Origin of the sequence: Rhodococcus sp. NPDC060084, assembly GCF_042730335.1 — a bacterium.
Taxonomy (GTDB): domain Bacteria; phylum Actinomycetota; class Actinomycetes; order Mycobacteriales; family Mycobacteriaceae; genus Rhodococcus.
Map to the genome: position 1 here is coordinate 26864 of NZ_JBHWWX010000034.1, position 20862 is coordinate 47725.

The 20862-nt window shown below is 66.7% G+C and carries 19 protein-coding genes and 1 tRNA gene; 4 read left to right on the forward strand and 16 right to left on the reverse strand.

What is annotated here, in order from left to right:
• Positions 1–25 precede the first annotated feature (25 nt).
• A complete protein-coding gene (locus tag ACFWBU_RS16390; RefSeq protein WP_378528743.1) occupies positions 26–1534 on the reverse strand; it encodes a glutamate-cysteine ligase family protein in 1509 nt (502 codons plus the stop codon).
• 75 nt (positions 1535–1609) lie between these two features.
• Positions 1610–2419, reverse strand: coding sequence for a M23 family metallopeptidase (locus ACFWBU_RS16395; protein ID WP_378528752.1), 810 nt, complete (start codon positions 2417–2419; stop codon positions 1610–1612).
• Between the two features lie 247 nt (positions 2420–2666).
• Between ACFWBU_RS16395 and ACFWBU_RS16400 the strand changes: the two genes are divergently transcribed.
• Positions 2667–2739: transfer RNA gene (locus ACFWBU_RS16400), tRNA-Arg, on the forward strand.
• A gap of 76 nt (positions 2740–2815) precedes the next feature.
• On the opposite strand, the gene ACFWBU_RS16405 is transcribed toward ACFWBU_RS16400, so the two are convergent.
• The 3 genes from ACFWBU_RS16405 to ACFWBU_RS16415 form a co-directional block, all read right to left on the reverse strand.
• Positions 2816–3655 carry a mycofactocin-coupled SDR family oxidoreductase gene (locus ACFWBU_RS16405; protein ID WP_378528744.1) on the reverse strand — a complete coding sequence of 280 codons (840 nt, stop codon included), beginning with the start codon at positions 3653–3655 and terminating at the stop codon, positions 2816–2818.
• Positions 3656–3736: 81 nt separating this feature from the next.
• Positions 3737–5017, reverse strand: coding sequence for a cytochrome P450 (locus ACFWBU_RS16410; protein ID WP_378528745.1), 1281 nt, complete (start codon positions 5015–5017; stop codon positions 3737–3739).
• A 4-nt stretch (positions 5018–5021) separates the two neighbouring features.
• A complete protein-coding gene (locus ACFWBU_RS16415; protein ID WP_169621118.1) occupies positions 5022–5264 on the reverse strand; it encodes a ferredoxin in 243 nt (80 codons plus the stop codon).
• 141 nt (positions 5265–5405) lie between these two features.
• On the opposite strand from ACFWBU_RS16415, the gene ACFWBU_RS16420 reads away from it, so the two are divergent.
• A complete protein-coding gene (locus ACFWBU_RS16420; protein WP_169651864.1) occupies positions 5406–5993 on the forward strand; it encodes a TetR family transcriptional regulator in 588 nt (195 codons plus the stop codon).
• 22 nt (positions 5994–6015) lie between these two features.
• On the opposite strand, the gene ACFWBU_RS16425 is transcribed toward ACFWBU_RS16420, so the two are convergent.
• From ACFWBU_RS16425 to ACFWBU_RS16465, 9 genes are all read right to left on the reverse strand, one after another.
• On the reverse strand, positions 6016–6759 hold the full coding sequence (locus ACFWBU_RS16425; RefSeq protein ID WP_296549407.1) for an MBL fold metallo-hydrolase: 744 nt from the start codon (positions 6757–6759) through the stop codon (positions 6016–6018).
• Positions 6760–6800: 41 nt separating this feature from the next.
• Entirely contained in the window at positions 6801–8570 is a 1770-nt protein-coding gene (locus ACFWBU_RS16430) for a thiamine pyrophosphate-requiring protein (RefSeq protein WP_378528746.1), read from the reverse strand.
• Between the two features lie 118 nt (positions 8571–8688).
• A complete protein-coding gene (locus ACFWBU_RS16435) occupies positions 8689–9018 on the reverse strand; it encodes a YnfA family protein (protein WP_072701618.1) in 330 nt (109 codons plus the stop codon).
• Between the two features lie 66 nt (positions 9019–9084).
• Positions 9085–9345: a LuxR C-terminal-related transcriptional regulator gene (locus tag ACFWBU_RS16440; protein ID WP_169621123.1), complete on the reverse strand. Its 261-nt coding sequence runs from the start codon at positions 9343–9345 to the stop codon at positions 9085–9087.
• A gap of 134 nt (positions 9346–9479) precedes the next feature.
• Complete coding sequence (locus ACFWBU_RS16445) at positions 9480–10547, reverse strand: hypothetical protein (RefSeq protein WP_378528747.1); 1068 nt, start codon at positions 10545–10547, stop codon at positions 9480–9482.
• A complete protein-coding gene (locus tag ACFWBU_RS16450; protein WP_378528748.1) occupies positions 10544–11749 on the reverse strand; it encodes a sensor histidine kinase in 1206 nt (401 codons plus the stop codon). Before ACFWBU_RS16450 ends, ACFWBU_RS16445 begins: the two co-directional genes overlap by 4 nt.
• Positions 11730–12407: a response regulator transcription factor gene (locus tag ACFWBU_RS16455; protein ID WP_169651867.1), complete on the reverse strand. Its 678-nt coding sequence runs from the start codon at positions 12405–12407 to the stop codon at positions 11730–11732. The genes ACFWBU_RS16450 and ACFWBU_RS16455 overlap by 20 nt, the downstream gene beginning before the upstream one ends.
• Positions 12408–12452: 45 nt before the next feature.
• Positions 12453–14732, reverse strand: coding sequence for an ATP-dependent DNA ligase (locus ACFWBU_RS16460; protein ID WP_296549409.1), 2280 nt, complete (start codon positions 14730–14732; stop codon positions 12453–12455).
• Between the two features lie 50 nt (positions 14733–14782).
• Positions 14783–16138 (reverse strand): cytochrome P450, encoded by a 1356-nt coding sequence (locus ACFWBU_RS16465; RefSeq protein WP_378528749.1) that lies wholly within the window; start codon positions 16136–16138, stop codon positions 14783–14785.
• A gap of 92 nt (positions 16139–16230) precedes the next feature.
• On the opposite strand from ACFWBU_RS16465, the gene ACFWBU_RS16470 reads away from it, so the two are divergent.
• On the forward strand, positions 16231–16851 hold the full coding sequence (locus ACFWBU_RS16470) for a TetR/AcrR family transcriptional regulator (RefSeq protein ID WP_169651870.1): 621 nt from the start codon (positions 16231–16233) through the stop codon (positions 16849–16851).
• Between the two features lie 98 nt (positions 16852–16949).
• Positions 16950–19127, forward strand: coding sequence for a molybdopterin-dependent oxidoreductase (locus ACFWBU_RS16475; protein WP_378528750.1), 2178 nt, complete (start codon positions 16950–16952; stop codon positions 19125–19127).
• 38 nt (positions 19128–19165) lie between these two features.
• On the opposite strand, the gene ACFWBU_RS16480 is transcribed toward ACFWBU_RS16475, so the two are convergent.
• Both ACFWBU_RS16480 and ACFWBU_RS16485 read right to left on the reverse strand, forming a co-directional pair.
• Positions 19166–20023 carry an aldo/keto reductase gene (locus tag ACFWBU_RS16480; RefSeq protein WP_296549412.1) on the reverse strand — a complete coding sequence of 286 codons (858 nt, stop codon included), beginning with the start codon at positions 20021–20023 and terminating at the stop codon, positions 19166–19168.
• A 340-nt stretch (positions 20024–20363) separates the two neighbouring features.
• Entirely contained in the window at positions 20364–20795 is a 432-nt protein-coding gene (locus ACFWBU_RS16485; RefSeq protein ID WP_169621130.1) for an SRPBCC family protein, read from the reverse strand.
• Positions 20796–20862: the final 67 nt, after the last annotated feature.

Genomic DNA, 20862 nt, shown 5'->3' on the forward strand with positions numbered 1-20862 from the left:
AGCGCGGTGGGGTCTGCCTACCGGATCAATCCCACTGGTGAACGGGGTTGCCCTCGAGCATGTTCCCCACGTACTCACCCATCATCCCTCGGAGCGCGGTACGCCGGTCTTCGCCCGACGCTTCCCGCTTGGCGACGTGCTCGCGCTGCCACGCCGCGCCGGTCCTCCGGTTGCCGCACCGGCCCTCGATGATCCCGAGGTACCGATCGCGGGCTTTCGACGAGAGGCCGAACGCCTCGAGTCCCTTGTCGGCCAAGGGCAGCAGACACCGCAGGACGAGTTCGTCGGCACCCACCCAGCCGATCTTCGGCCAGTACAGTCTGGCGTCGAGACCGAACTTCGCACAGAGGACCAGATTCTTCTCGGCCGCATCGAAACTCATCTGACGCCACAGCGGTTCTTCGGCGTCGACGAGCGCGCGAAGGGCGCCGTAGTAGAACGCCGCGTTCGCCATCGTGTCGAGCACCGTCGGCCCGGCGGGCAGCACACGGTTTTCGACGCGGAGGTGCGCTTGCCCGTCGCTGATGTCGTACACCGGACGGTTCCAGCGATAGATCGTGCCGTTGTGCATCTGGAGTTCCCGCAGTTCGGGAATCCGGCCGGCATCGAGTTCGGTCATCGGATCCGAATCGCTCACCTCGGGCAGCAGCGCCGTGAAGTAGCGGGAGTTCTCCTCGAAGAGGTCGAGGGGAGATTCGATCCAGCGCTCACCGAACCACACTCGGGGCCGCACGCCCTGGTTCTTCAACTCGAACGGGCGAGTGTCGGTGGCCTGTGCGAACAACGGGATCCGGCTCTCGTGCCACAGCGACTTGCCTGCGAAGAACGGTGAGTTGGCGCCGAGGGCAACCTGGACGCCGGCGAGACACTGAGCCGCATTCCAGTGCGGTGCGAAGTCCTCGGGTGCGACCCGCAGGTGCAACTGCAACGAGGTGCACGCCGCCTCGGGGACGACCGAATTCATGTCCTCGCGAAGAGATTCCACTTCGTCGGTCCCCGGAAGCGGTACGCCGTCCAGGTCCAGTTCGAGGTCTTCTCCGCGGGCCGCGAAAATCTGCTCGTTGAGAGCCTCGTAGCGCGGATTGGCGGTGATGCGGTCCCGTCCGAGGTGGTCGAGTTCGAGAGTGGGGAGCATCCCGATCATCACGAGCTGGGCATTGTGCCGGTGCATCCGGTCGGCGGCGCGCCGCAACGAAGACCGGAGAGACTCTTCGAGCTCGAGGGTCGCGTCACCGGTCAGCGGACCCGGCTCGACGTTCATCTCGACGTTGAACTGGCCGAGTTCGGTCTGGAAGACGGCGTGATCGTCGATCGCCTGCAGCACCTCGATATTCGACATCGCGGGAGCCATGTCGTCCTGGACGAGGTTGAACTCGATCTCCATGCCGAGTTGCGGTTCCGGCGACGAGTGCACGTCCACGAACACGTCCTCGCGCAGCATCCGTTCGAGCGCGCCGATGCAGTCGCGTACCTTGCGACGGAACGCTCGCCGGTCCGCGCCGGTGAACGAACGTGCCGAAATCTCGGTGCCCATGGAACCCCCGGTCGCGCTGACGTCTGTCTCGGAACAAGCCTAACGCTCGCACGGCAGCCCGCAGGAGACAGGCGATCAGACCGAGCGGAAGTTGTCCCAGTCGGCGACGACACCGCGGTTGCTGAGCCACGCGTTGGGGTCGACCTTCGTGCCGTTCTGATCCCAGACCTCGAAGTGGAGGTGCGGACCGGTGGACCAGCCGAGGTTGCCGACGGTCGCGATCTGCTGTCCGGCGGTGACACGCTCACCGGCGGAAACCTGGTAGGTGTCGACGTGACCGTAGACGGCGGTGGTGCCGTCGTCGTTGAGCACGCGCACCCACTGTCCGTATCCGGAGGCCGCACCGGCGTCGAGCACGGTGCCGTCGGATGCGGAGGAGATCGGGGTGCCGATCGGGGCGGCGATGTCGATGCCGCCGTGGTGGGCGCCCCAGCGAGCACCGAAATCGGAGGTGAGCGTGCCGGAGACGGGTTGCACGGTGCTCGGCTTGATCGGGTTCAGACTGTCCAGCCAGTTGTTTCCACCGGCGAACTGGTCGACGAACTGGGTGACCTCGGCCGGAAGCTGCGGCGCGTCCTGCGTGGTCACACCGGGGATCTCGACACCGGCGGGCAGCAGGCCTTCGGGAAGCTCGAACGGGAGGGTGCCGGTGGTCGGAGCCTCCGTGTGGGCCGGAGCCTCGTGACCGGGATGTGCGGCGGCGGTGCCCGCGGTGAACTGGGCGCCGACGGCAAAGAAGGCACCGGTGGCTGCGGCGACGGTCGCAGCCTTCACCGGCGCGGACGTACCGGTGGGCTCCACGCGGTGACGGCCCTTATTGGACGGGGAAAAGGAAAAGTCGATATCGAAAGCATTTTCTTCACGTGCGAGCTGGTGCCGTCCCACAGTCATTTTCCCGTTCGTCGTCCCGATTTCGAGCTGAGCCTCCGGTGGCCCGTCGTTCCTGGCGACCCAAGGTAACAAAACGATATAGGGATGCGCCAGCGTGATCATCTCTTAATCTCAGGGTGCGGGACAACGGCCGATTCGACCCCCACCGGACCGACGCCGAGAGCCGTTCGCTTCGCCCTCGGCACCTGCCGCCCGCTACACTCACAGCGCGCCATGATCCGGTCCGCCGCCTCACGCGCGCGCCCTCGTAGCTCAGGGGATAGAGCACCGCTCTCCTAAAGCGGGTGTCGCAGGTTCGAATCCTGCCGGGGGCACAGAAGAACGATCCGTCGCCCGGTACCGGCTTTCGCGAAGCTCGGACGGGCGACGGATCGCTTCGTACGGTCTTGCCTACTTGAGTGTGCTGCCGGCGTCGATTGTGAGAGTCAGGCCCGTGACATACCGGGATTCGTCCGACGCCAGGAAGAGCACAGCGTTGCTGATGTCTTCGGGTTCCACCCAGCCGATCGGCAGCACGTGCATGAACTGTGCCGCCACCTTCAGGTCGTCCGGTCCCGGATTCTCGAGGTCGGGGCGGAACATCTTCATGGCGCCCTCGTTCATGAACATCGGGGTGTTCACATTGGTGGGGTGCACCGTATTGACGCGGATGAAGTGTTCACCCAGCTCGACTGCGAACGAGCGCATCAAACCGACGACACCGTGCTTGGCCGCGATGTACGGGCCCGTATTCGGATAGGCCTTGAGTCCGCCCACCGAACTCGTCAGGATGATCGAACCACCCTGCCCGCCCCCGATGATGTGGGGTACGGCTGCCTTCACCGTCTTCCAGACTCCCGACAGGTTGATGTCCTGCATTTCCTGCCAGTCGAACTCGTCGGTCTGGTGAAGCGGGGTTCCGCCCGTTCCGATCCCGGCGTTGGCGACGATGATGTCGAGCCGCCCCAGTTGTGCGACCCCGTCGTCGACGGCGGCCTTGACCGCGTCGAAATCGCGGACGTCGGCTTGCACCGTCACGATCCGCCGGTTCAGGCCCTTGACCACCTCGACGGTCTCGGCCATGTCCTCCGGAGTGGCCGGTTCGATCAGTGCGTTGTCCCTGATGGGGCCGCAGATGTCCAGGGCGATGATGTCCGCGCCCTCTTGCGCCAATCGCACCGCGTGACTACGTCCCTGACCGCGCGCGGCACCGGTGACGAACGCGACCTTGCCTTCAACTCTTCCCGCCATGAACTCCCTCTCTCATTGCGCCCCGGGTGATGACCCGGCGCGGTAACCGTGGGACTGCTTCAGTCGAATTGTGTTCGGGTATCAGGGATTTCTGGTGTACTCGATGTTCAGCTCGACGAGTCCGCGGAGCAGGAAGGTGGGCTCGTAGAGGAACTTCCGGTCGTCTTCCGGGCCGTGTGCGCTGTCGCTGATGCGGATGTCGCTCATGCGGTCGAGCAACTTGTTGAGCGTGACGTGGCCTTCGATGCGGGCAAGCGGCGCGCCTGCGCACGTGTGCAGGCCCCGCCCGAATGCGATGTGATCGTGCGCGTTCTTGCGGTCGAGCCGGAATTCGTTCGGGTTCTCGAACTTTCGCGGATCACGGTTGGCCGCTGCAAGGCTCAGCATGACCACGGTCCCCGCGCGGACCTCGACGTCGCCGATGGTGGTGTTCTTCTTCACCAGGCGGAAGTCGACCTTGGTCGGACTGTCGAATCGCAGCGACTCTTCCATGAAGGGTTTTACGAGGCTGCGATCCTCGCGCAAGATCTTCTGGTATTCCGGTCGTTCGCAGAGCACCCGCAGCGCCGAACTGAGTAGCTTCGTCACCGTTTCCTGGCCGGCGGCGAACAGGAAGGTCGCCGGCCGGACGAGCTCGAGCAGTTCCGGCGTGGTCCCGTCCGGATACGTTGCCGCTGCCAGACCACTGAGAATGTCCCCGCGGGGTTCACGTCGCCGCTCGGCGAGGTAACCGGAGAAGCGGTCGTCGAGGTACTCGAGCGGATTGACCGCGACCGTTCTGTGGTCGAGTGCCCCCACCGGGATACCGGATCGCTCGGCGGCACCGAGCGCGAAACGGAACTCTTCGCGGTCCCCCTCCGGAACTCCCAGAAGGTCCGTGATCGCCAGAGTGGCAAACGGTTTGGCGTACTGCCCGAGGAACTCGCAGTGCTCGTCGTCGAAGAATTCGTCGAGCACCTGGTCCGCGAGCGACCACAGGTACTCCTCGTTTTCCTTCAGCCGCTTCGGCGTGAGGAGCCGGCCCAGCAACGAGCGTGCACGCGTGTGATCGGGAGGGTCCATCACGACCATGTGCTCCGAGATCGGAAAGAGGTGACGGTGCGCCGCGATCTGGTCCGTGATGTCGTCGCCCTCGGGTTCGAACGGCAACGGCGGAAACGGCCCGCCGATCGCGTTGACCGCGGAGAGCGCCTCGGAGTTCTTGAAGCCCTCGACAACCTCCGGATAGCCGGTGACCACCACGACGCCGTAGTTCGGCTCGCGGAACACGGGATTCCGGCTTCGGAGGTGGTCGAAATAGTCGAAGGGGTTTTGCGCCAGGTCGCCGTCGGAGAAGTAGTCGGCTGAGGCGAGATCGGTCATCGGTTCACTGACCTTTCGGTGAACGAGTGGAGGTGGTGGAGGAGTCCTCGCGGATACCGATGGCCTGGCGCGGGCATGCACTCACGGCCGAGTGCGCCTTGGGCCACAAAGCTTCCGGTGGTGTCTCGTTGCACGTCGCGATGTCGTCGTCGGCGAGTTCGAAGATCTCGGGGGCGATCTCGACACACAACGCGTGGGCCTCGCACATATCGCGATCGATGTGCAGGTGCTTCGGTGGTCCCGTCATCGGGCGCTCCAAAGGGTGAAGTCGGGCCCGGACGGCGAGAGCACGCATTCGGCGTGAATGCCGTCCGATGTACGGTGAGTAACGGTGTTACCGGCGTCACGGTAACTCTGTTATCCGAGGACGGCAAGGGAATTGGTAGAAATGGAGAACACCATTTTGCGCGACGGCGAGGACCGACTTCTCGACAGCGTCGTAGAACTGCTCGACGAGGGAGGATTCGAGGCGGTCCAGCTACGCGAGGTGGCCCGCCGCGCACGCATATCGCTGTCGACCGTCTACAAGCACTACGCCACCCGCGACGTCCTCATTCTTGCCGCGATCGAGCGCTGGATGGAGAGCAACCACTCGGCCCTCGTTCCGCAGACCCGGCACGCGGACGAGCCGTTGCACCCGGCCATGATGAGAGTCCTGCGCGCGATCTTCGAGCCGTGGGAGAAGCACCCGCACATGCTTCTCGCCTACTTCCAGGTGAGAGCCGCACCTGGCGGCGAAGGACTGCACATGCGGGGCTTCGATCCGGTCGTCCCTGTAGGCATGGCGGTCCTGTCCGACGTCGACCCCGGCTTCGTCGCCGAACTGAGGTCCATCCTGTCGAGCGTTGTCTACGGTCTGGTCGGACGCTGCCGCGACGGCGACATCGCCATCCACGACATCATGCCCACCATCGACCGGACGGTCTTCTGGCTCACCACCGGGTACGAAGCGACGCTCAGGGGCAGCGAGTCGTGAGCGCGGCGCGGTCTCTCGAACGTCAGGACGGGCCGGCCAGTAGTGCTTGCTCGACCGCCGAGTCCACCCCGTCGAACCAGGGTTCACCGTGGCCCGGCAGAACGGTGCCGGCAGCGGTCTCCGCGAGAGCCGACAGCGACGCCAGAGCCTGAGCGCTGTCGGTCGTCGCGGCGCCCGCGACCACGTGCGGTCCTGTTTTACAGGTGTACGGGTCGAGGGTGACGAGGGCGTCGCCCGAGATCACGGTATTCCGGTCCGGGAGGTGGAGGGCACAATGCCCGAATGTATGACCGGGCGTGAAGACCGCTCGAGGCCCACCGGGAACATCGAGCCGAGCGCCGGTCTCGAACGGGGTCGTATCCGGGAGGCCCCGGACCCCCAACGCCCCCGCTGCCGTCATCCGGCCGAGGACCAGGAGTGATTTCGGGTAGCGGAAGGGATAGAGCAGGCGCGCACGCTCCGGCTTGTACCGGTACGGATGCGCGGCGAGATACTGCTCCCGCCGATGTGCCCACACCGGAACCCGCCACGCGCGGTGCGCACGACGCGCCGAACCGACGTGGTCGAAGTGCGCATGCGTCAGCACGATCGCACGCACGTCCTGCGGCGAGCGTCCGATCTCCCGCAGGGCGGATTCGATGTGGCGGAAGGTCGCGGGAAAACCCGTGTCCACCAAGGTGACACCGTCGTCGTCCTCGACCAGATACACGTTGACGTGAGCGTGCTCGATCCTGTGCACGCCGTCGGCCACATTACGTTCGAACATGGGTCCTCCTCGGTCGGACGGGTGTCGTACACGTGCGGGCGTCAGTCCTCGGGATTCTCCTGCGCCCGTTGTCCACGCAGTTGCCGCGCGGCGTCGCCGGCACCCTCCTGATCGAGCGCGCCGAACATCTTGTCCACCTTGGCACCCGGAGCCCGCGGCGGCAGCAACGGTGTCGCGGGATCGGTCACCGCCTGGATCACCACGGGACGATCGGCGGCGAGCGCCGCGCGCCACGCGTCGTCGATGTCCTCGGGCCGCTCGATGCGAATGCCTTCGAGGCCGAGCAGCCGGGCATAGTCGGCATACGGAAACACCGGTACGTCCTGTGAGGCCGGGATGCGGGCGTCTCCCTCCATTTCTCTTTGCTCCCACGACACCTCGGCAAGGTCTCCGTTGTCGAGCACGAGGACGACGAACCTCGGGTCGGCCCAGTTGCGCCAGTGGTGGGCCACCGTCACGAGTTCGGAGTTGCCGCTCATCTGCATTGCACCGTCGCCCGCGAGCGCGATCACGGGTCGATCCGGCCGGGCGAGCTTGGCAGCGAGCCCGTAGGGAAGCGCGGACCCCATCGACGCCAGTGTGCTGGACAGGTGCGCCGGCACGCCCCGGGGCAGCCGCAGCATCCGCGCATACCAGTACACGACCGAACCGACGTCGACAGCGACCTGAGCGTCCGACGGCAGGTGGTCGGACAGCGCGGCGACGACAGCCTGCGGATTGAGCCGCTCCGGCTTCTCGGCGCAGCGCGCCGCCGCGATCTGCCGCCAGTCCTGCACCATGTTCGCGACTTCGTCGCGCCACGGACGCCGGCTCTGCTCGAGTCGCGGAAGCAATGCCCGCAACGTCTCGGTCGCGTCACCGGGAAGCGCCACCTCGATGGGATATTTCGCACCGAGATTCCTGGACTCGATATCGATTTGGACGGCCCGGGCCTGCCCGGGCGCGGGGTAGAACTCGGTCCACGGGTCGTTGCTGCCCACGATGAGCAGGGTGTCGCACCCCGCCATCAGGTCGGCGGATGCGGTGGTACCGAGGTGACCCATCACCCCGCAGGCCCACGGCTCGGTCTCGTCCACCACCGGCTTACCGAGCAGCGATGTGGTGACGCCGGCACCGAGTCGCTCTGCCGCCTCCGCAATTTCGGCCGCGGCACCGTAAGCGCCCTGACCGACGAGCAACGCCACCTTCTCACCGGCGTTGAGTACGTCCGCGGCCCTGTCGAGATCGGTCTCGGCGGGAATCACGCGTGGCGAAGCGAAGGCGGCGGTGCTGGGAACGAACCCGTGCGCGTGTTCGCGTTCCGGTTCGTCCGCCTGCTGGATGTCGTGCGGCACGATGACACAGGTGGGGCTGGAGGTGGCTCGGGCGGTGCGGAACGCATTGTCGAGCGCGGGCCCGAGCTGCTCGGGACTGTCGATGCTCTGCACGTACTGGGCGCAGACGTCCTTGAACAAGGTGGGCAGTTCCACCTCCTGCTGGTAGCCGCTCCCCTGTGCGGAGGTGACCACCTGGCCGACGATCGCGACCACCGGTTTGCTGTCGAGCTTCGCGTCGTAGAGGCCGGTGAGGAGATGGATTGCGCCGGGACCCTGGGTCGCGAGGCACACCCCCACCTCACCGGTGTATTTGGCGTGGCCGGTGGCCATGAACGCCGCCATCTCCTCATGGCGTGCCGTGACCAACTCGATGTGGTCGGATGCGCGGTCGAGCGCGGCGAGGACGGGGTCGATCCCGTCCCCGGCGTACCCGAAGACCCGGCGCACTCCCCAGTCCTTCAGCCGGTCAACGATTCCGTCGGCCACATTGGGCATACGCGTCTCCTGTTCTGCGGTCGGGCGAGCGGATCGCGGTTCGGGTTCCCGGTGCAACAGCACCGAAACCTCACCACCCGTCCTGTCCGAGAAGCCGAGAAGGCGGAGGCGCGCGGGATTACCGCGGGCTGTACATGATCATCGCAACGCCCACCAGACAGACGAGCGCGCCGGACACATCCCACCGGTCCGGCCGGAATCCGTCCACGACCATGCCCCAGGCCAGGGAACCGGCGACGAACACACCGCCGTACGCCGCGAGAATGCGTCCGAAGTTCGCGTCCGGTTGCAGGGTCGCCACGAATCCGTATGCACCCAGTGCGATCACACCCGCGCCGACCCAGATCCATCCCCGGTGCTCACGCACTCCTTGCCACACGAGCCAGGCGCCGCCGATTTCGAACAGCGCGGCGACAGCGAAGAGCAGCAGGGACTTCAGGATCGTCACGGCGACACCCTAATGCTCGCCGGTACCCGGCGAGTCTCCGCCGTGACCGGAATCAGGGTGCGTCGGTCACAGTTCGTCGATGGAGACCACGCCGTCCTGCAGCGCGCGGGCCAGGAGCGAGGTCTTCGTGGGCGCGGCGCGGCCCACGCGTGCGTACTTCTCGCGAATGCGCACGATGTGAGTGCTCACGGTGGCGGCAGTGACGTACAGGCGCGAGGCGGCCTCGGACTTGGATTCACACACCAGCCACTCGCGAAGGATCTCGATTTCACGGGCCGTCAGTGCCGGCTTCCGGTAGGTCGGGGTCTTGTCGAGCATGCTGGTCATGGCGTATCCCTCTGTAGGCAACGATCGACCGAGCACGATCCCCCGACGAATCCTTCTCGGTCGGGAGAACGCTACAGCGAGATACCGGTCGCCCCCAGCCCCATGTTCTCCTGCCCATGAAACGAGGGGCATCGTCAGTTCCGCGTAGTCGATGGTCCTCCGGTGGACACCAGGGCGCCGAGGGACACCGAGCGGCCCTCACGGTCGAGTTCGATCCGGCGTACCTCGGCGTCGCCTCGCAGCAGCACGGTCACCAGCGCAGTACGTCCCGGCGGAAGAACCCGCACGGTCGCCGATCCGGTCCATACGGTGTCCAGGCAGTCCGCCACCGCACGATGCACCCGATGACGCACCGACGCGGGCGTGTCGTCCATTCCCTTGTCGTCCAGCATGACCACTTCCACTCCCCGCAGGCGCGCCGCCTGCGCGGCTTCCACGACCGCGGGATCCTGCAGCGCGGGCGCCCGCAGCATGTCTCGCAGACGTGCTTCGAGGAGCGCACACTTCGTTCGGTCCTCGTCCCTGAGCGCCTCTCCGGACGCGAGGAGCGCGAGCATCGGCCGGGCCAGAGCATCGAGCCGGTCGAGTTGCGCGTCGCGTTCCTCGAGAAGGGCGGCGGTGGCGGATTCCCGTGCGACCCGGCGCGTGGACTGCTCTCGAAGGACGTAGATGGAGCGCGCCAGCGGCCGGATCGTGTACGCGAACACCGTGCCCATGAGCACCGGTCCGGCATTGATGACAGACACGCCCAGGGCGTAGGCCGCTCCCGGTCCTTCCGTCGCTCCCCACACCGCCGCGGTGAGGAGCATCAGAATCAACCCGATCCACGCGAGGAGCGTGCGCCCTCGCACACACATGAACACCAGGATCGCTGCGGACATCCCGAAGGTCCACAGGTGCACGGGCTGCTCCGTGGGGCCCGGCGGGACCACCGAGAAGAGAGCACCGCACGACACCGCTCCGGTACACATGAGTGCCAGCGCCGGGCGCAGCGGCAACGGGTCCCCTTCGACCCTCACGAGCACGAAAGCCGCCGCCACGCACACCAGCACCGCAACGGCCATCGGCCAGACGGACTCGACACGGTCGACGTTGTACGCGGCGAGCACGACGCAGGTCACCGCATACAGTCCCGCGAGCGCGCGCGCCGGCGTGCTGTGCATGTGCAGAAGGTCCGAGACGGTCGCATTCGCACCGGTCACGTCGTCTCCTCCCGCCACGACAGGGACACCATGGTTCCGGCCCCGGGCACCGTGCGCACGTCCGCGGTTCCACCGGGAAGCTGGTTCATCCGCGCACGGATACTGACACTGACCCCGAGGCGGTTCTGCGCCACGACATCCGGGTCGAAACCGCAGCCGTCGTCGACGACACGGACGTCCAGCCTGCCCGGCCCGGCGTCGATCACCACCGACCGCGTCGCGTCCGGTCCGGCGTGCCGCACGCTGTTGCGGACGGCTTCCCCGAGCGCCGCAGCGATGACGCGGACCGGTTGCGCCGGAAACAGCGCCTTCTCGTCGCCGGGCGAGATGCACGAGGAGACAGCGACTTCCTCGTCCGATTCGACGGCAGCGGTGCGCAGTCGGGACACGGCCACGTGCGCGGCCATCATCTCGTCGTCGTCGCCACGGCGTCGGAGATTGTCGAGTTCGGCCAGCGCTCGTGCCGCCTGGGGAACGACGGATTCGTCGGGTGCACGACGGGCCGCCGCGAGCAGCGTCGACATCACCCGATCGTGGACGAGTGCAGCGAACCGTTCACGTTCGCGGTTCCGAGCCTCCAGCGCGGCGGTGGCTGCCACTTCGGCGTGGGTCGCGGCAACAGTCTCGTCGAGCGTGCGCCCGGTGCCGAGACCCACCACGGCCGCCGCGAGAAAGACGGTGCAGAAAACGAGTCCGAACGCGACGTCGGGGAGAAGGTTCTGTACGAACGGAGCATCTCGGACGGTGTGATCGGCGCCCTGTGCGAGCAGGATCGCACACACCATGTGCAGGAACGCCCAGGGCGGCCGCCAGGCCACCGCGGCCGCGAACGAGGCGAGTCCGGGGAAAGAACTGAACCACAGGGTGTGGTCCTGCGGGACAACCGATCCGTTCCAGGCGGGGAACCACAGAGCCAGCGCCACGAGGTAGAGGATCGCGTTCGCCGCCGCGAACTGCTTCATGCGGTGAGCACCGCTCCACGACGCGGAGAAACCGAACGCTGCGCTCGACCCGAAGATCAACGTCACGGCCACCGGAGTCCACCACGCGGCGGTCAGATCCGCCTGCCCGATCACCTCGCCGAAGACCAGCAAGAGATAGCAGACGTATCCGATTGCGATGAAGCGCGCGAACATTCGCACGAGGCGATCGGCGGCCGCGGTCCCAGCGCCGGAGATCCGGTCAGCCACGACGACGGGCATCGTGGCGCTCCGGAATCGGCAGCCACCCGTCCTCGATCGCACGCTTGTACAGGTCGGTCTTGGTGGGAGCGGGCCGGCCGGCTTCGGCATACTTCGCCCGAATCCGTTGCAGATAGTCGTTGACGGTTTGCGGGGCGAGCCCGGTCAACCGCGCGACACGATCCAGCTTCTCCCCCGATGCGTACAGTTCGAGCACCTCGAGCTGCCGGGGACTGAGGCCGACATCGCCGAGTTCGGGATCACCGTCGATCGCAGCGGCCCACTCGGTGCTCGCGATCTGCCCACCATTCGCCGCGACCCGGATCGCCGCGACCACCACCGCGGCGGGTTCCGACTTGCGGACCACGCCGAGAACTCCCGCGCGCGCCGCGGACCGCAACAGAAAAGGGTTCTCGGCACCGGTGAAGATGAGGGTTTCGAGTCCTACCGCCCGCAACTGTTCGACATTGTCCTTCGGCGACGACCCGTCGGCCAGCCGCAGGTCCAGCACGGCGAGATCGAGGTCGGTGTGTTGTGCGAGCAGTGCGGCCACTGTCGGAGCCGCACAGACGAGATCGAGATCCGGCTGGTCGGCGAGCATCGCCGCCAGTCCCAGAGCCACCGACTCGTGGTCTTCGACAAGCCCGATCCGGCGGACGGGAGCAGAACTTTCGGCCATGACAGCCCTCCCGATTGCCTGATGTCGTATGCAGAACGAACGGTATCAGCCCGCGTCGGTTCCTTCTCTGCGCACGGACGCCGGGTCGAGATCGTCGCGCAGCCCCTGCCAACTCGTGTGCCGCAGTCGGCCACCGTCCGTCCACCCCTGAAACCGCACTTCACCCACCAGTTCGGGACGTAGCCAGACCGCGTCTCGGCTCTCCGCCCGCGGCACCTCGTCGGAGAACGGGCTCGACTTCCGCACCAGCCTCCGCATCGCGGTCGTCAATTCGGTGAGGGTGTGCTCGTCGAATCCGGTGCCGACCTTTCCCACGTACACGAGACGGTCGTCGTCGTACACCCCGAGCAGCAAAGATCCGAAAGTCGCGGAGCGATTGCCTTTTCCCGGCTGGTAGCCGCCGACGAGAACCGATCGGGTGAGCCAGTTCTTCTCCTTGATCCAGGCGCTCCCCCGCTTTCCCGGCAGATACACCGAGTCGCGACGCTTGGCGATCACACCTTCCCAGCGCGCGTCCCGGCTGCGACGGAGTGCCTCTGCCCCGTCACCGGGCAACTGGTCGGGGACGAGCAGCCCGTCGGTCGCGGCGGCGAGCGCGCCGAGCACCCGGCGCCGGTCGTCGTACGTCTTGCGCAGCAGTGACACCCCGTCCAGGTAGAGCACGTCGAAAACCCGGTACTCCGCTTTCACCCCTTGCTGCAGGCGCGAAAAGCTGGTGACGCCTTGGGGATCGACGGCCACGATCTCACCGTCGAGCACCGCGTCGTGGCCTTCGAGGATCGTCGCCAACTCGGCGAGCGGAGGGTATTCCCCCGTGATGTCGCGTCCCGATCTGCTGTGAAGGCGCAATGTGCCGTCGCAGACCTCGGCAATCGCACGATAACCGTCCCACTTGCCTTCGAAGGCCCAGTGTTCGGCGTCCAAGCCGGCTACCTCGCCGGGAGTCGCGAGCATCGGAGCGATGTCGCGCGGAAACGCGGACGCGCGGGCACCCGACGACTGTTCCTTCATACGGTGTGCCAGCCACTGGTCCTTCTCGGTACGGATCAGTGCGTACCGTCCGTCTATCCGGGTTCCGTGCAGGTGGACGATCACCTCGTCGTCGCGCCACTTCTCGGTCTCGTAGGTGCCGGTGTCCCAGATGGTCATGGTCCCGCCGCCGTATTCGCCCTTCGGGATCGTGCCGTGGAAGGTGAGGTATTCGATCGGGTGGTCCTCGGTGTGGACGGCGAGATGATTGCGACCAGGACTGTCGGGCAGGTTCTTCGGGACGGCCCAGGATGCGAGGACCCCGTCGCGCTCGAGCCTCAGATCGAAGTGCAGTCGCCGGGCATGGTGTTCCTGGATGACGAACCGGTCGCCGGAGCCGTCCCCCGCAATACCGCGCGGCACGGGTTCGGGAGTGCGCGACGCGTCGCGTTTGCTCCGGTACGCCTCGAGCGCGTCGGAGGAACCCCGGGTATCGAGTGGCGGATCGAGGCCTTCGAGCAGGTCGCCGTATTCGCCGAGGCGGTCGAGCACCTCGTCGAACCGCAGGTGCCGCAGGTCCGGGTCGTCGAGTTCGTCCCACGCGCGCGGCGCCGCGACCCACGGCTCCTCGCGTCCACGCAGCGAATACGGTGCGACGGTGGTCTTCGCCCCGTTGTTCTGGCTCCAGTCGACGAACACCTTTCCGGGCCGCACCGACTTCGACATCGTGGCGGTCACCAGGTCGGGGTACGCGGACGCGAGGTTGGTCGCGACCTGCTTGGCGACGGTCGAGGCCCCGGAGGTGCTCAGTATCCGATCGAGCGGGACATACAGGTGAATCCCCTTGCTGCCGCTCGTGACCGGATACGCCGTCCAGCCCAGTTCGGCCACGGTGTCGCGGACGTACCGGGCCACGACCGCGCATTCGGGTAGGCCCGCTCCGGGCCCCGGGTCGAGGTCGAACACGATCCGGGTGGCGGGACCGGCGTGGTCGTCGTCGAAGCGCCATTGCGGAACGTGCAGTTCGAGCGCGGCCTGTTGCCCGAGCCAGACGAGGCTCGCAGCCGAATCGAAGAGCGGGTACGTGACCCGGCGTTGCTTGTGGTGCAGCGTGCGGCGGTCGATCCATACCGGGGCGTGCTCGGCGAGGTTCTTCTCGAAGAACGCCGGTTCGTCGACGCCGTTGGGCCAGCGTTTCCGGGTACCGGCCCGGCCCACCACGTGCGGAAGCATCGCGTCGGCGACGGCCTCGTAGTAGGCGATGACGTCGCCCTTCGTCGTGCCGGTCCGCGGATACAGCACTTTGTCGGTATTGGTGAGCGTGATGCGGTGCCCGTCGACCGTGCGTGTCGGCATCACCTCATAATGCCGTGCCCGTGCCCGGATCGGCCGGATTGCGGACGAGTTCAGTCCCGTACGCGCAGATCCACGGGCTGGCCGTCGGAGGGGAACGGCAGGGACGTGAAATTCAGTGGCGCGACGTAGCCGGGGTCGACATCCCAGTCGAAGCGCAGCAGCAGGTGATGCATGATCGCTTTGATCTCGGCGCCGGCGAAGTGCATTCCCAGGCATTTGTGCACACCTCCGCCGAAGGGCTCCCAGGCGTACCGATGCACCTTGTCTTCGCGCCGGTGCTCCGCAAAGCGTTCGGGGTCGAATCGTTCGGGGTCCGGCCAGTACTGCGGCATGTGGTGAGTGAAGTGCGGCGCCACTGCGGCGTACGTTCCCGCGGGCACGAAATGCCCCTGCACCTCGGTGTCGCGCACCGCCCGGCGCGCCATGACCGGCACGGGGGCAACGATACGGAGGCACTCCTTCATGACCAGATCGAGACCGACCAGACCGTCGAGGTCCCCGTAACCGGGTGTCGATGTGCCCAGTGCGAGCGACTCCGCCCGGCACCTCTCCCGCCACTGCGGATGCTGACCGAGGTACTGCATCATCGTGGAGAGGGTGATCGTGGACGTGTCGTGCGCGGCCATGAGCAGGAAGATCATGTGGTCGACGACCTCGTCGTCGCTGAAGCGTTGTCCTGCTTCGGATTCGATGTGGCAGAGCACGGAGAACAGGTCGTCGGTCTCGTGGGTGCGGCGCGCCGGGAGGTACCGGCGGAAGAACTCTTCGAGGAGACGGCGGCCGTCGAGTCCCCGCTTCCACCGCGTGCCGGGGACGGGATAGCGGATCACCGAGGTCGCCGCTTGGACGCAGTCGACGAAAGCCTTCTTGATTGCGTCGATCTCACGCTCGGTACTGCCTTCCGCCCCGCCCATGAAGATGTCCGTGGCGAGATCGAGCGTGAGTGTCTTGAGTTCGGTGTAGGCACGGAGCCCGTCGGTGGGCACCCACGTGTCGAGTGCGGCACCGATGGCCGGGTGGAGGGCGTCGACCGTCTTCTCGAGGCGTGAGCGAGTGAACGCCTGCTGCATGATCCGGCGGTGCCGCAGGTGTTCGTCCGAGTCGAGCAGCATGAGGCCGCCGTGGAAGAAGGGGCCGATCAGCGCCGACCACCCGTCGCTGTTCACAAAGGCCCGATCCTTGTTCTGGAGCACTTCCTGGCACGCGTCGGGACCGAGGACGGCAACCCAGCGCCGGCCGATCATCGTGAACCACGAAACCTCGCCGTAGGCGTCCCACCGCTTCTGCATCATCGTCAGCGGATCGCGGATGTACTCGAGCGCGTGGCCGACGAGGGGCGGACCCGCGTGGCCCGGGATCGGCTGCAACTGCGAGTCGGCGGGTGGAGCGGCCAGGATCTTCGTCACGATGAACCCTCATTCCCGAATTGATCTGACAGGACGCTCTGTCAGATGTTTGTAGTGTGTGTCACACCGATCCCGTCTGTCAAGATCGGGGTATGACATCTCCTACGCCCCGCCGGTATGCGGGCCTGACCGGCGAGCAGCGCGCGGCATCACGGCGCGAGAGCCTGCTCGAGGCAGGGCTGGAGGTGTTTGCGGCCGCCGGGCAGAGCGGCGCCACCATGACCGCCATCTGCGCGCAGGCCAAACTGACCGAGCGCTACTTCTACGAAAGCTTCACCAGCAGAGACGAATTGCTACAGGCGGTGCTGGACCGGATCGCCGACGAGATCCGCGACGCCGGCCTGAGTGCACTGCGGACGAGCACCGGAACGCTCGAGCAGCGCGTGCGCAACGCGATCACGGCGTTCGTCACCATCCTCACCGACGATCCGCGCAAGGGACGGGTCGCGATGATCCAGTCCGCAGCGTTCGAGCCTCTGCGCTCGCATCGACGCGCGGCACTGCGCGGGTTCGCCCAGATGGTCGCGGACGAAGCGACGCTGATGTACGGGGACCGCGCGTGGCCCCCGCACCAGGGCGAGATCAACGGACTGCTGTTCGTCGGCGGCCTGGCCGAACTGGTGACCGCGTGGCTGAACGACGAAATCGCGATTACTCCCGAAGAAATCGTCGACGCGGCGACTCACCAGTTCACGTCCACGGCCCATCGCTGACATAGCCCGGCTCCTGGGGTTGTTGCCCTCCGCCGCGATCGTTCACAAGCGACTCGCGACAGTGCTACGTTGCGCACACGACCGCGGAGGGAGCCGCCGTGTCCACACGTACTGTCGCTCGCCAATGCACCCTGTGCGAAGCGCACTGCGGAATCCTCGTCACCGTCGACGACGACAGGGTCACCCGCATCGAGGGGGATCCCGACGACGTGCTCTCACACGGGTACATCTGCCCGAAAGCGACCGCGCTCGCGGATCTGCACTACGACCCGGACCGGCTGCGTCGCCCGATACGGCGGGTCGGCGACAGCTTCGAAGAGATCGGCTGGGACGAGGCGTTCGCCCTCGCAGGAAACCGGTTGCGTACCGTCCAGCGACGGCACGGCCGCGACGCGATCGCGATGTACCTGGGCAACCCCGCGGCACACAGCTCCTCTGTCCTCTACGGGATCGCCCTGCGTATCGCCCTCCTCACCAGGAAGTTCTACTCGGCGTCCTCGATCGATCAATTCCCGCAGGAGTTCGCAGCGTGGAAGATGTTCGGCTCGAACGTATTGATGCCGATCGCAGACGTCGATCGCACCGACCGCCTCCTGATCCTGGGGGCCAACCCCGCGGTGTCCAACGGCTCGGTCACCACCATGCCCGACGCCCGCGGACGCATCGCCGCGATCCGTCGCCGCGGCGGCTCGGTGGTCGTCGTCGACCCGCGGCGCACCGAGACCGCGCGGCTCGCAGACGAACACGTCGCGGTATCTCCGGGCGGCGATCCGTACCTGCTGCTCGGAATGCTGCACACGATCTTCGCCGACGGTATCCGCCAGGCCCCCGGCACCGTGCCCCTGGCCGGCACGGAGGAATTGGCCCAGCTGGTCGCGGCCTGCACACCCGAGAAGATGGCGCCGCGCGCCGGGGTGGACGCGGACACGATCCGACGACTCGCCCGCGACCAGGCTTCGGCACGGTCCGCGGTCGCATACGCCCGCATCGGTGTCTGCCATCAGGTCACCGGCACCCTCACCCACTGGCTGGTGAACACCCTCAACGCCGTGACCGGAAATCTCGACCGGCCGGGCGGTCAGATGTTTTCCTCACCTCCGATCGACGCGGCGCGTCTTCTGCGGCGACTCGGTTCCGGATACGGCATGTGGAGCAACCGCACCGGCGAGCACAAGTCGTTCCGCACGGAACTGCCGGTGGTGGGCTTGGCGGACGAGATCCTCGGTGAGGCACAGGATTCCGCCGGTCCGGTACGCGCTCTGGTCACCTACGCCGGAAACCCGGTGCTGTCCACCCCGCACGGCGGCCGTCTCGACGAGGCCCTCGACAGCCTCGACTTCTTCGTCGCGGTCGACATGTACCTCACCGAGACATCCAGGCACGCCGACCTGATCCTTCCGCCGGTATCCCACCTCGAACGGGACGAGTTCGATTTCCTGTTCCCGGTCTTCTCCGTCCGGAACAACGCACGGTTCAGCGCACGGGTGTTCGAACCTGCGGCCGACGCGCTCGAGGACTGGCAGATCATGTCGCGCCTGACCCTCGAGGTACTTCCGCTTCCCTTCCGCAGCTGGTCGGCTCGTCCTTTCCGCGCTCTGCTCGGCCGACTCAGCCCACTACGGCTGAGCGCGTTCGGCGTCCTGGCAGGACCGCACGGAGTCCTGCGTCGCGGGCGTCGAGGATTGACACTCGGGCGGATCCGGCGCGCCCGCGGCGGAATCGACCTCGGGCCGCTGCAACCACGGCTCCGGTCCCTGGTGGCTACGCGGGATCGCCGCGTGCACGTGGCGCCGCCGGAGTTCGTAGAGGAGACACGTCGCCTGCTCACCGACGCCGAGAACGGCTCCCGGGAAGAGGAATTCGATCTCCGGCTGGTCGGGCGACGCCACCTGCGATCGAACAACTCGTGGTTGCACAACGTTCCGACCATGGTGAAGGGCCGAGACCGGTGCACGGTCCTGATGCATCCCGACGACGCGGCGTCCCGGTCGCTCGTGCACGGTCAGCCGGTGACAGTGCGCTCCCGAATCGGGAGCATCGTGGTGCCCGTCGAGGTCAGCGACGAAATCCGGGCCGGCACGGTCGCCATCCCGCACGGGTGGGGTCACGCTGAGAAGGGTGTCGGCTGGTTCACCGCCGCCGCGCATCCCGGCGCCAACGTCAACCTGCTGCACGACCCGGCGGTCACCGATACGTTCACCGGCAATGCCGCGGTGAACGCGACGATGGTGAACGTCGCCGCGACGGCTTCTCCTGGGACGTCAAGAGCCTTGTAGTGCGTCGTGACGGCTGGTACGTCGTCACGGCGTCGTTCCTAGCTGCCGCCGTATATCGGGAACACGCTCGACGCGCCGTAGTCCCGGGCACGAAGTTCCCGGAGCGCAATCATGTCCGATTCTGCGATCACGAAGTCGACGTCGGCGTTGGAGCGCATGTGGTCGGGGTTCTCGGTCTTCGGCAGTGACACGGCGCCCAGCTGCAGCGTGTACCGGATACACAGCTGCGGCACAGAAACGCCGTACTTGCCGGCCATCGCCTGTACATCCGGATTGCGCAGGATCTCGCCGTGTGCGATCGGCGAGTACGCCTCGACGAGGATGTTCCTGTTGGCGCAATACGCCATCAACTCGCTCGGCGTGTTGCCCGCGTGCACCAGTACCTGGTTCGCGTGCGGGACGGAAGCACTACCCTCCAGGAGCTTTTCCAGGTCTTCCTGCAGGAAGTTCGAGACGCCGATCGCCCGGAGCTTGCCTGCCCGATGGGCGTCCTCCAGCGCGCGCCATGCTTGGCGGTTGCCGTCGGTGTAGTCGCCGCCGCGGAAGTCTTTCCAGGGTTGCGGGCTGTGGATCAGCATCAGGTCGATGCGTTCGAGACCGAGCGCATCCAGCGAGCCGTCGATCGCGGCCGCGGCAGCGTCGTAGTCCTTGATCTCTGCCGCCAGTTTGGTCGAGACGAACAGTTCCTCGCGTCCGATTCCGGAGGTGCGGACGCCCTCACCGACGCCGCGCTCGTTCCCGTAGGCCTGCGCGGTGTCGATGTTGCGGTAGCCGATCTCGAGTGCGGCTCGCACCGCGTCGGCGGCCTTGTCGTTGTCGATGAACCAGGTGCCCAGGCCGAGCTTGGGGATGGTTACGCCGTTCGAAAGCGTGTAGGTCTCGTTCAGGATGCTCATGTTCTCGCTCCGTTCCTCGACAGCCCGCCGTACACCTCGTCGGTAGCGGTCGGAGCCATCGGCTGCCGTTCTCGCCGCCTGCTGACAGCGACGTGCGGGAACCACGAATCCGCTCGGGCGCCGTGCGCGTCACGGGGGCATGCGCCGGACTCTGCCTGTACTCCCGCACTATCAAGCTTCCCCGCACGGAGGGCGTGGTATGCACGATCGGCGAAGAACAACGGGGCTGCAGACGTAGCGATCATGACCGGCGACGAGGCACCACCACGGCGGGAGCGGCGAAAGAAGGCGGGTGCGGCGCAAAAAATGCGGCGCAGAAGAATGGCGGGAGCGTGCCCGGTCAGCCGTAGAGTCGCGCGAACGTGTCGAGCGACGCCTGCAGGTCGCCCTGAAGCGCGCGAGCGACTCCCGACCCTATGGGTCCGAACAGCGGCGCTCCCCCGAGGTCGATCTTCATCGTCAGACGAGACCCTTCGCCGGCGGCGGTGACGGCGAGCCGCATCGAGAACTTCGTCCCGGCCTTGCCCGTCCCGCGGAGCACCACGTGGTGCGGTGCGTCGAGTTCCACGACCGTCCACGTGACGCGGTTGCGCAGGCCCTTGACCGAGACCACCGATTGCAGTGTCGTGCCCGCGGTGAGGGTGTCCGGGAGTTCGCTGCGCCAGCCGTCGTGGATGGTCAGCCACTCGTCGAAGCTCTGCAGCCGGGATGCCTTCTCCCACGCACGGTGCGGGTCCATGGGGAGTTCGGTCGACACCTCGAGTTTTGCCATGAGCGGCAGCCTAGACGACCGGCACTGTGGCGGGCCGTACGCGACCGAAGGCCCGCCCCTTTCGGGG

Coding starts and splice junctions, on each gene's coding strand:
- ACFWBU_RS16460 (WP_296549409.1), bottom strand. CDS start 14,732: ATGCCGACACGCACGGTCGACGGGCACCGCATCACGCTCACCAATACC.
- ACFWBU_RS16450 (WP_378528748.1), bottom strand. CDS start 11,749: ATGCCCGTCGTCGTGGCTGACCGGATCTCCGGCGCTGGGACCGCGGCC.
- ACFWBU_RS16430 (WP_378528746.1), bottom strand. CDS start 8,570: ATGCCCAATGTGGCCGACGGAATCGTTGACCGGCTGAAGGACTGGGGA.
- ACFWBU_RS16410 (WP_378528745.1), bottom strand. CDS start 5,017: ATGACCGATCTCGCCTCAGCCGACTACTTCTCCGACGGCGACCTGGCG.
- ACFWBU_RS16470 (WP_169651870.1), top strand. CDS start 16,231: ATGACATCTCCTACGCCCCGCCGGTATGCGGGCCTGACCGGCGAGCAG.
- ACFWBU_RS16405 (WP_378528744.1), bottom strand. CDS start 3,655: ATGGCGGGAAGAGTTGAAGGCAAGGTCGCGTTCGTCACCGGTGCCGCG.
- ACFWBU_RS16480 (WP_296549412.1), bottom strand. CDS start 20,023: ATGAGCATCCTGAACGAGACCTACACGCTTTCGAACGGCGTAACCATC.
- ACFWBU_RS16485 (WP_169621130.1), bottom strand. CDS start 20,795: ATGGCAAAACTCGAGGTGTCGACCGAACTCCCCATGGACCCGCACCGT.
- ACFWBU_RS16390 (WP_378528743.1), bottom strand. CDS start 1,534: ATGGGCACCGAGATTTCGGCACGTTCGTTCACCGGCGCGGACCGGCGA.
- ACFWBU_RS16440 (WP_169621123.1), bottom strand. CDS start 9,345: ATGACCAGCATGCTCGACAAGACCCCGACCTACCGGAAGCCGGCACTG.
- ACFWBU_RS16455 (WP_169651867.1), bottom strand. CDS start 12,407: ATGGCCGAAAGTTCTGCTCCCGTCCGCCGGATCGGGCTTGTCGAAGAC.
- ACFWBU_RS16420 (WP_169651864.1), top strand. CDS start 5,406: ATGGAGAACACCATTTTGCGCGACGGCGAGGACCGACTTCTCGACAGC.
- ACFWBU_RS16425 (WP_296549407.1), bottom strand. CDS start 6,759: ATGTTCGAACGTAATGTGGCCGACGGCGTGCACAGGATCGAGCACGCT.
- ACFWBU_RS16415 (WP_169621118.1), bottom strand. CDS start 5,264: ATGACGGGACCACCGAAGCACCTGCACATCGATCGCGATATGTGCGAG.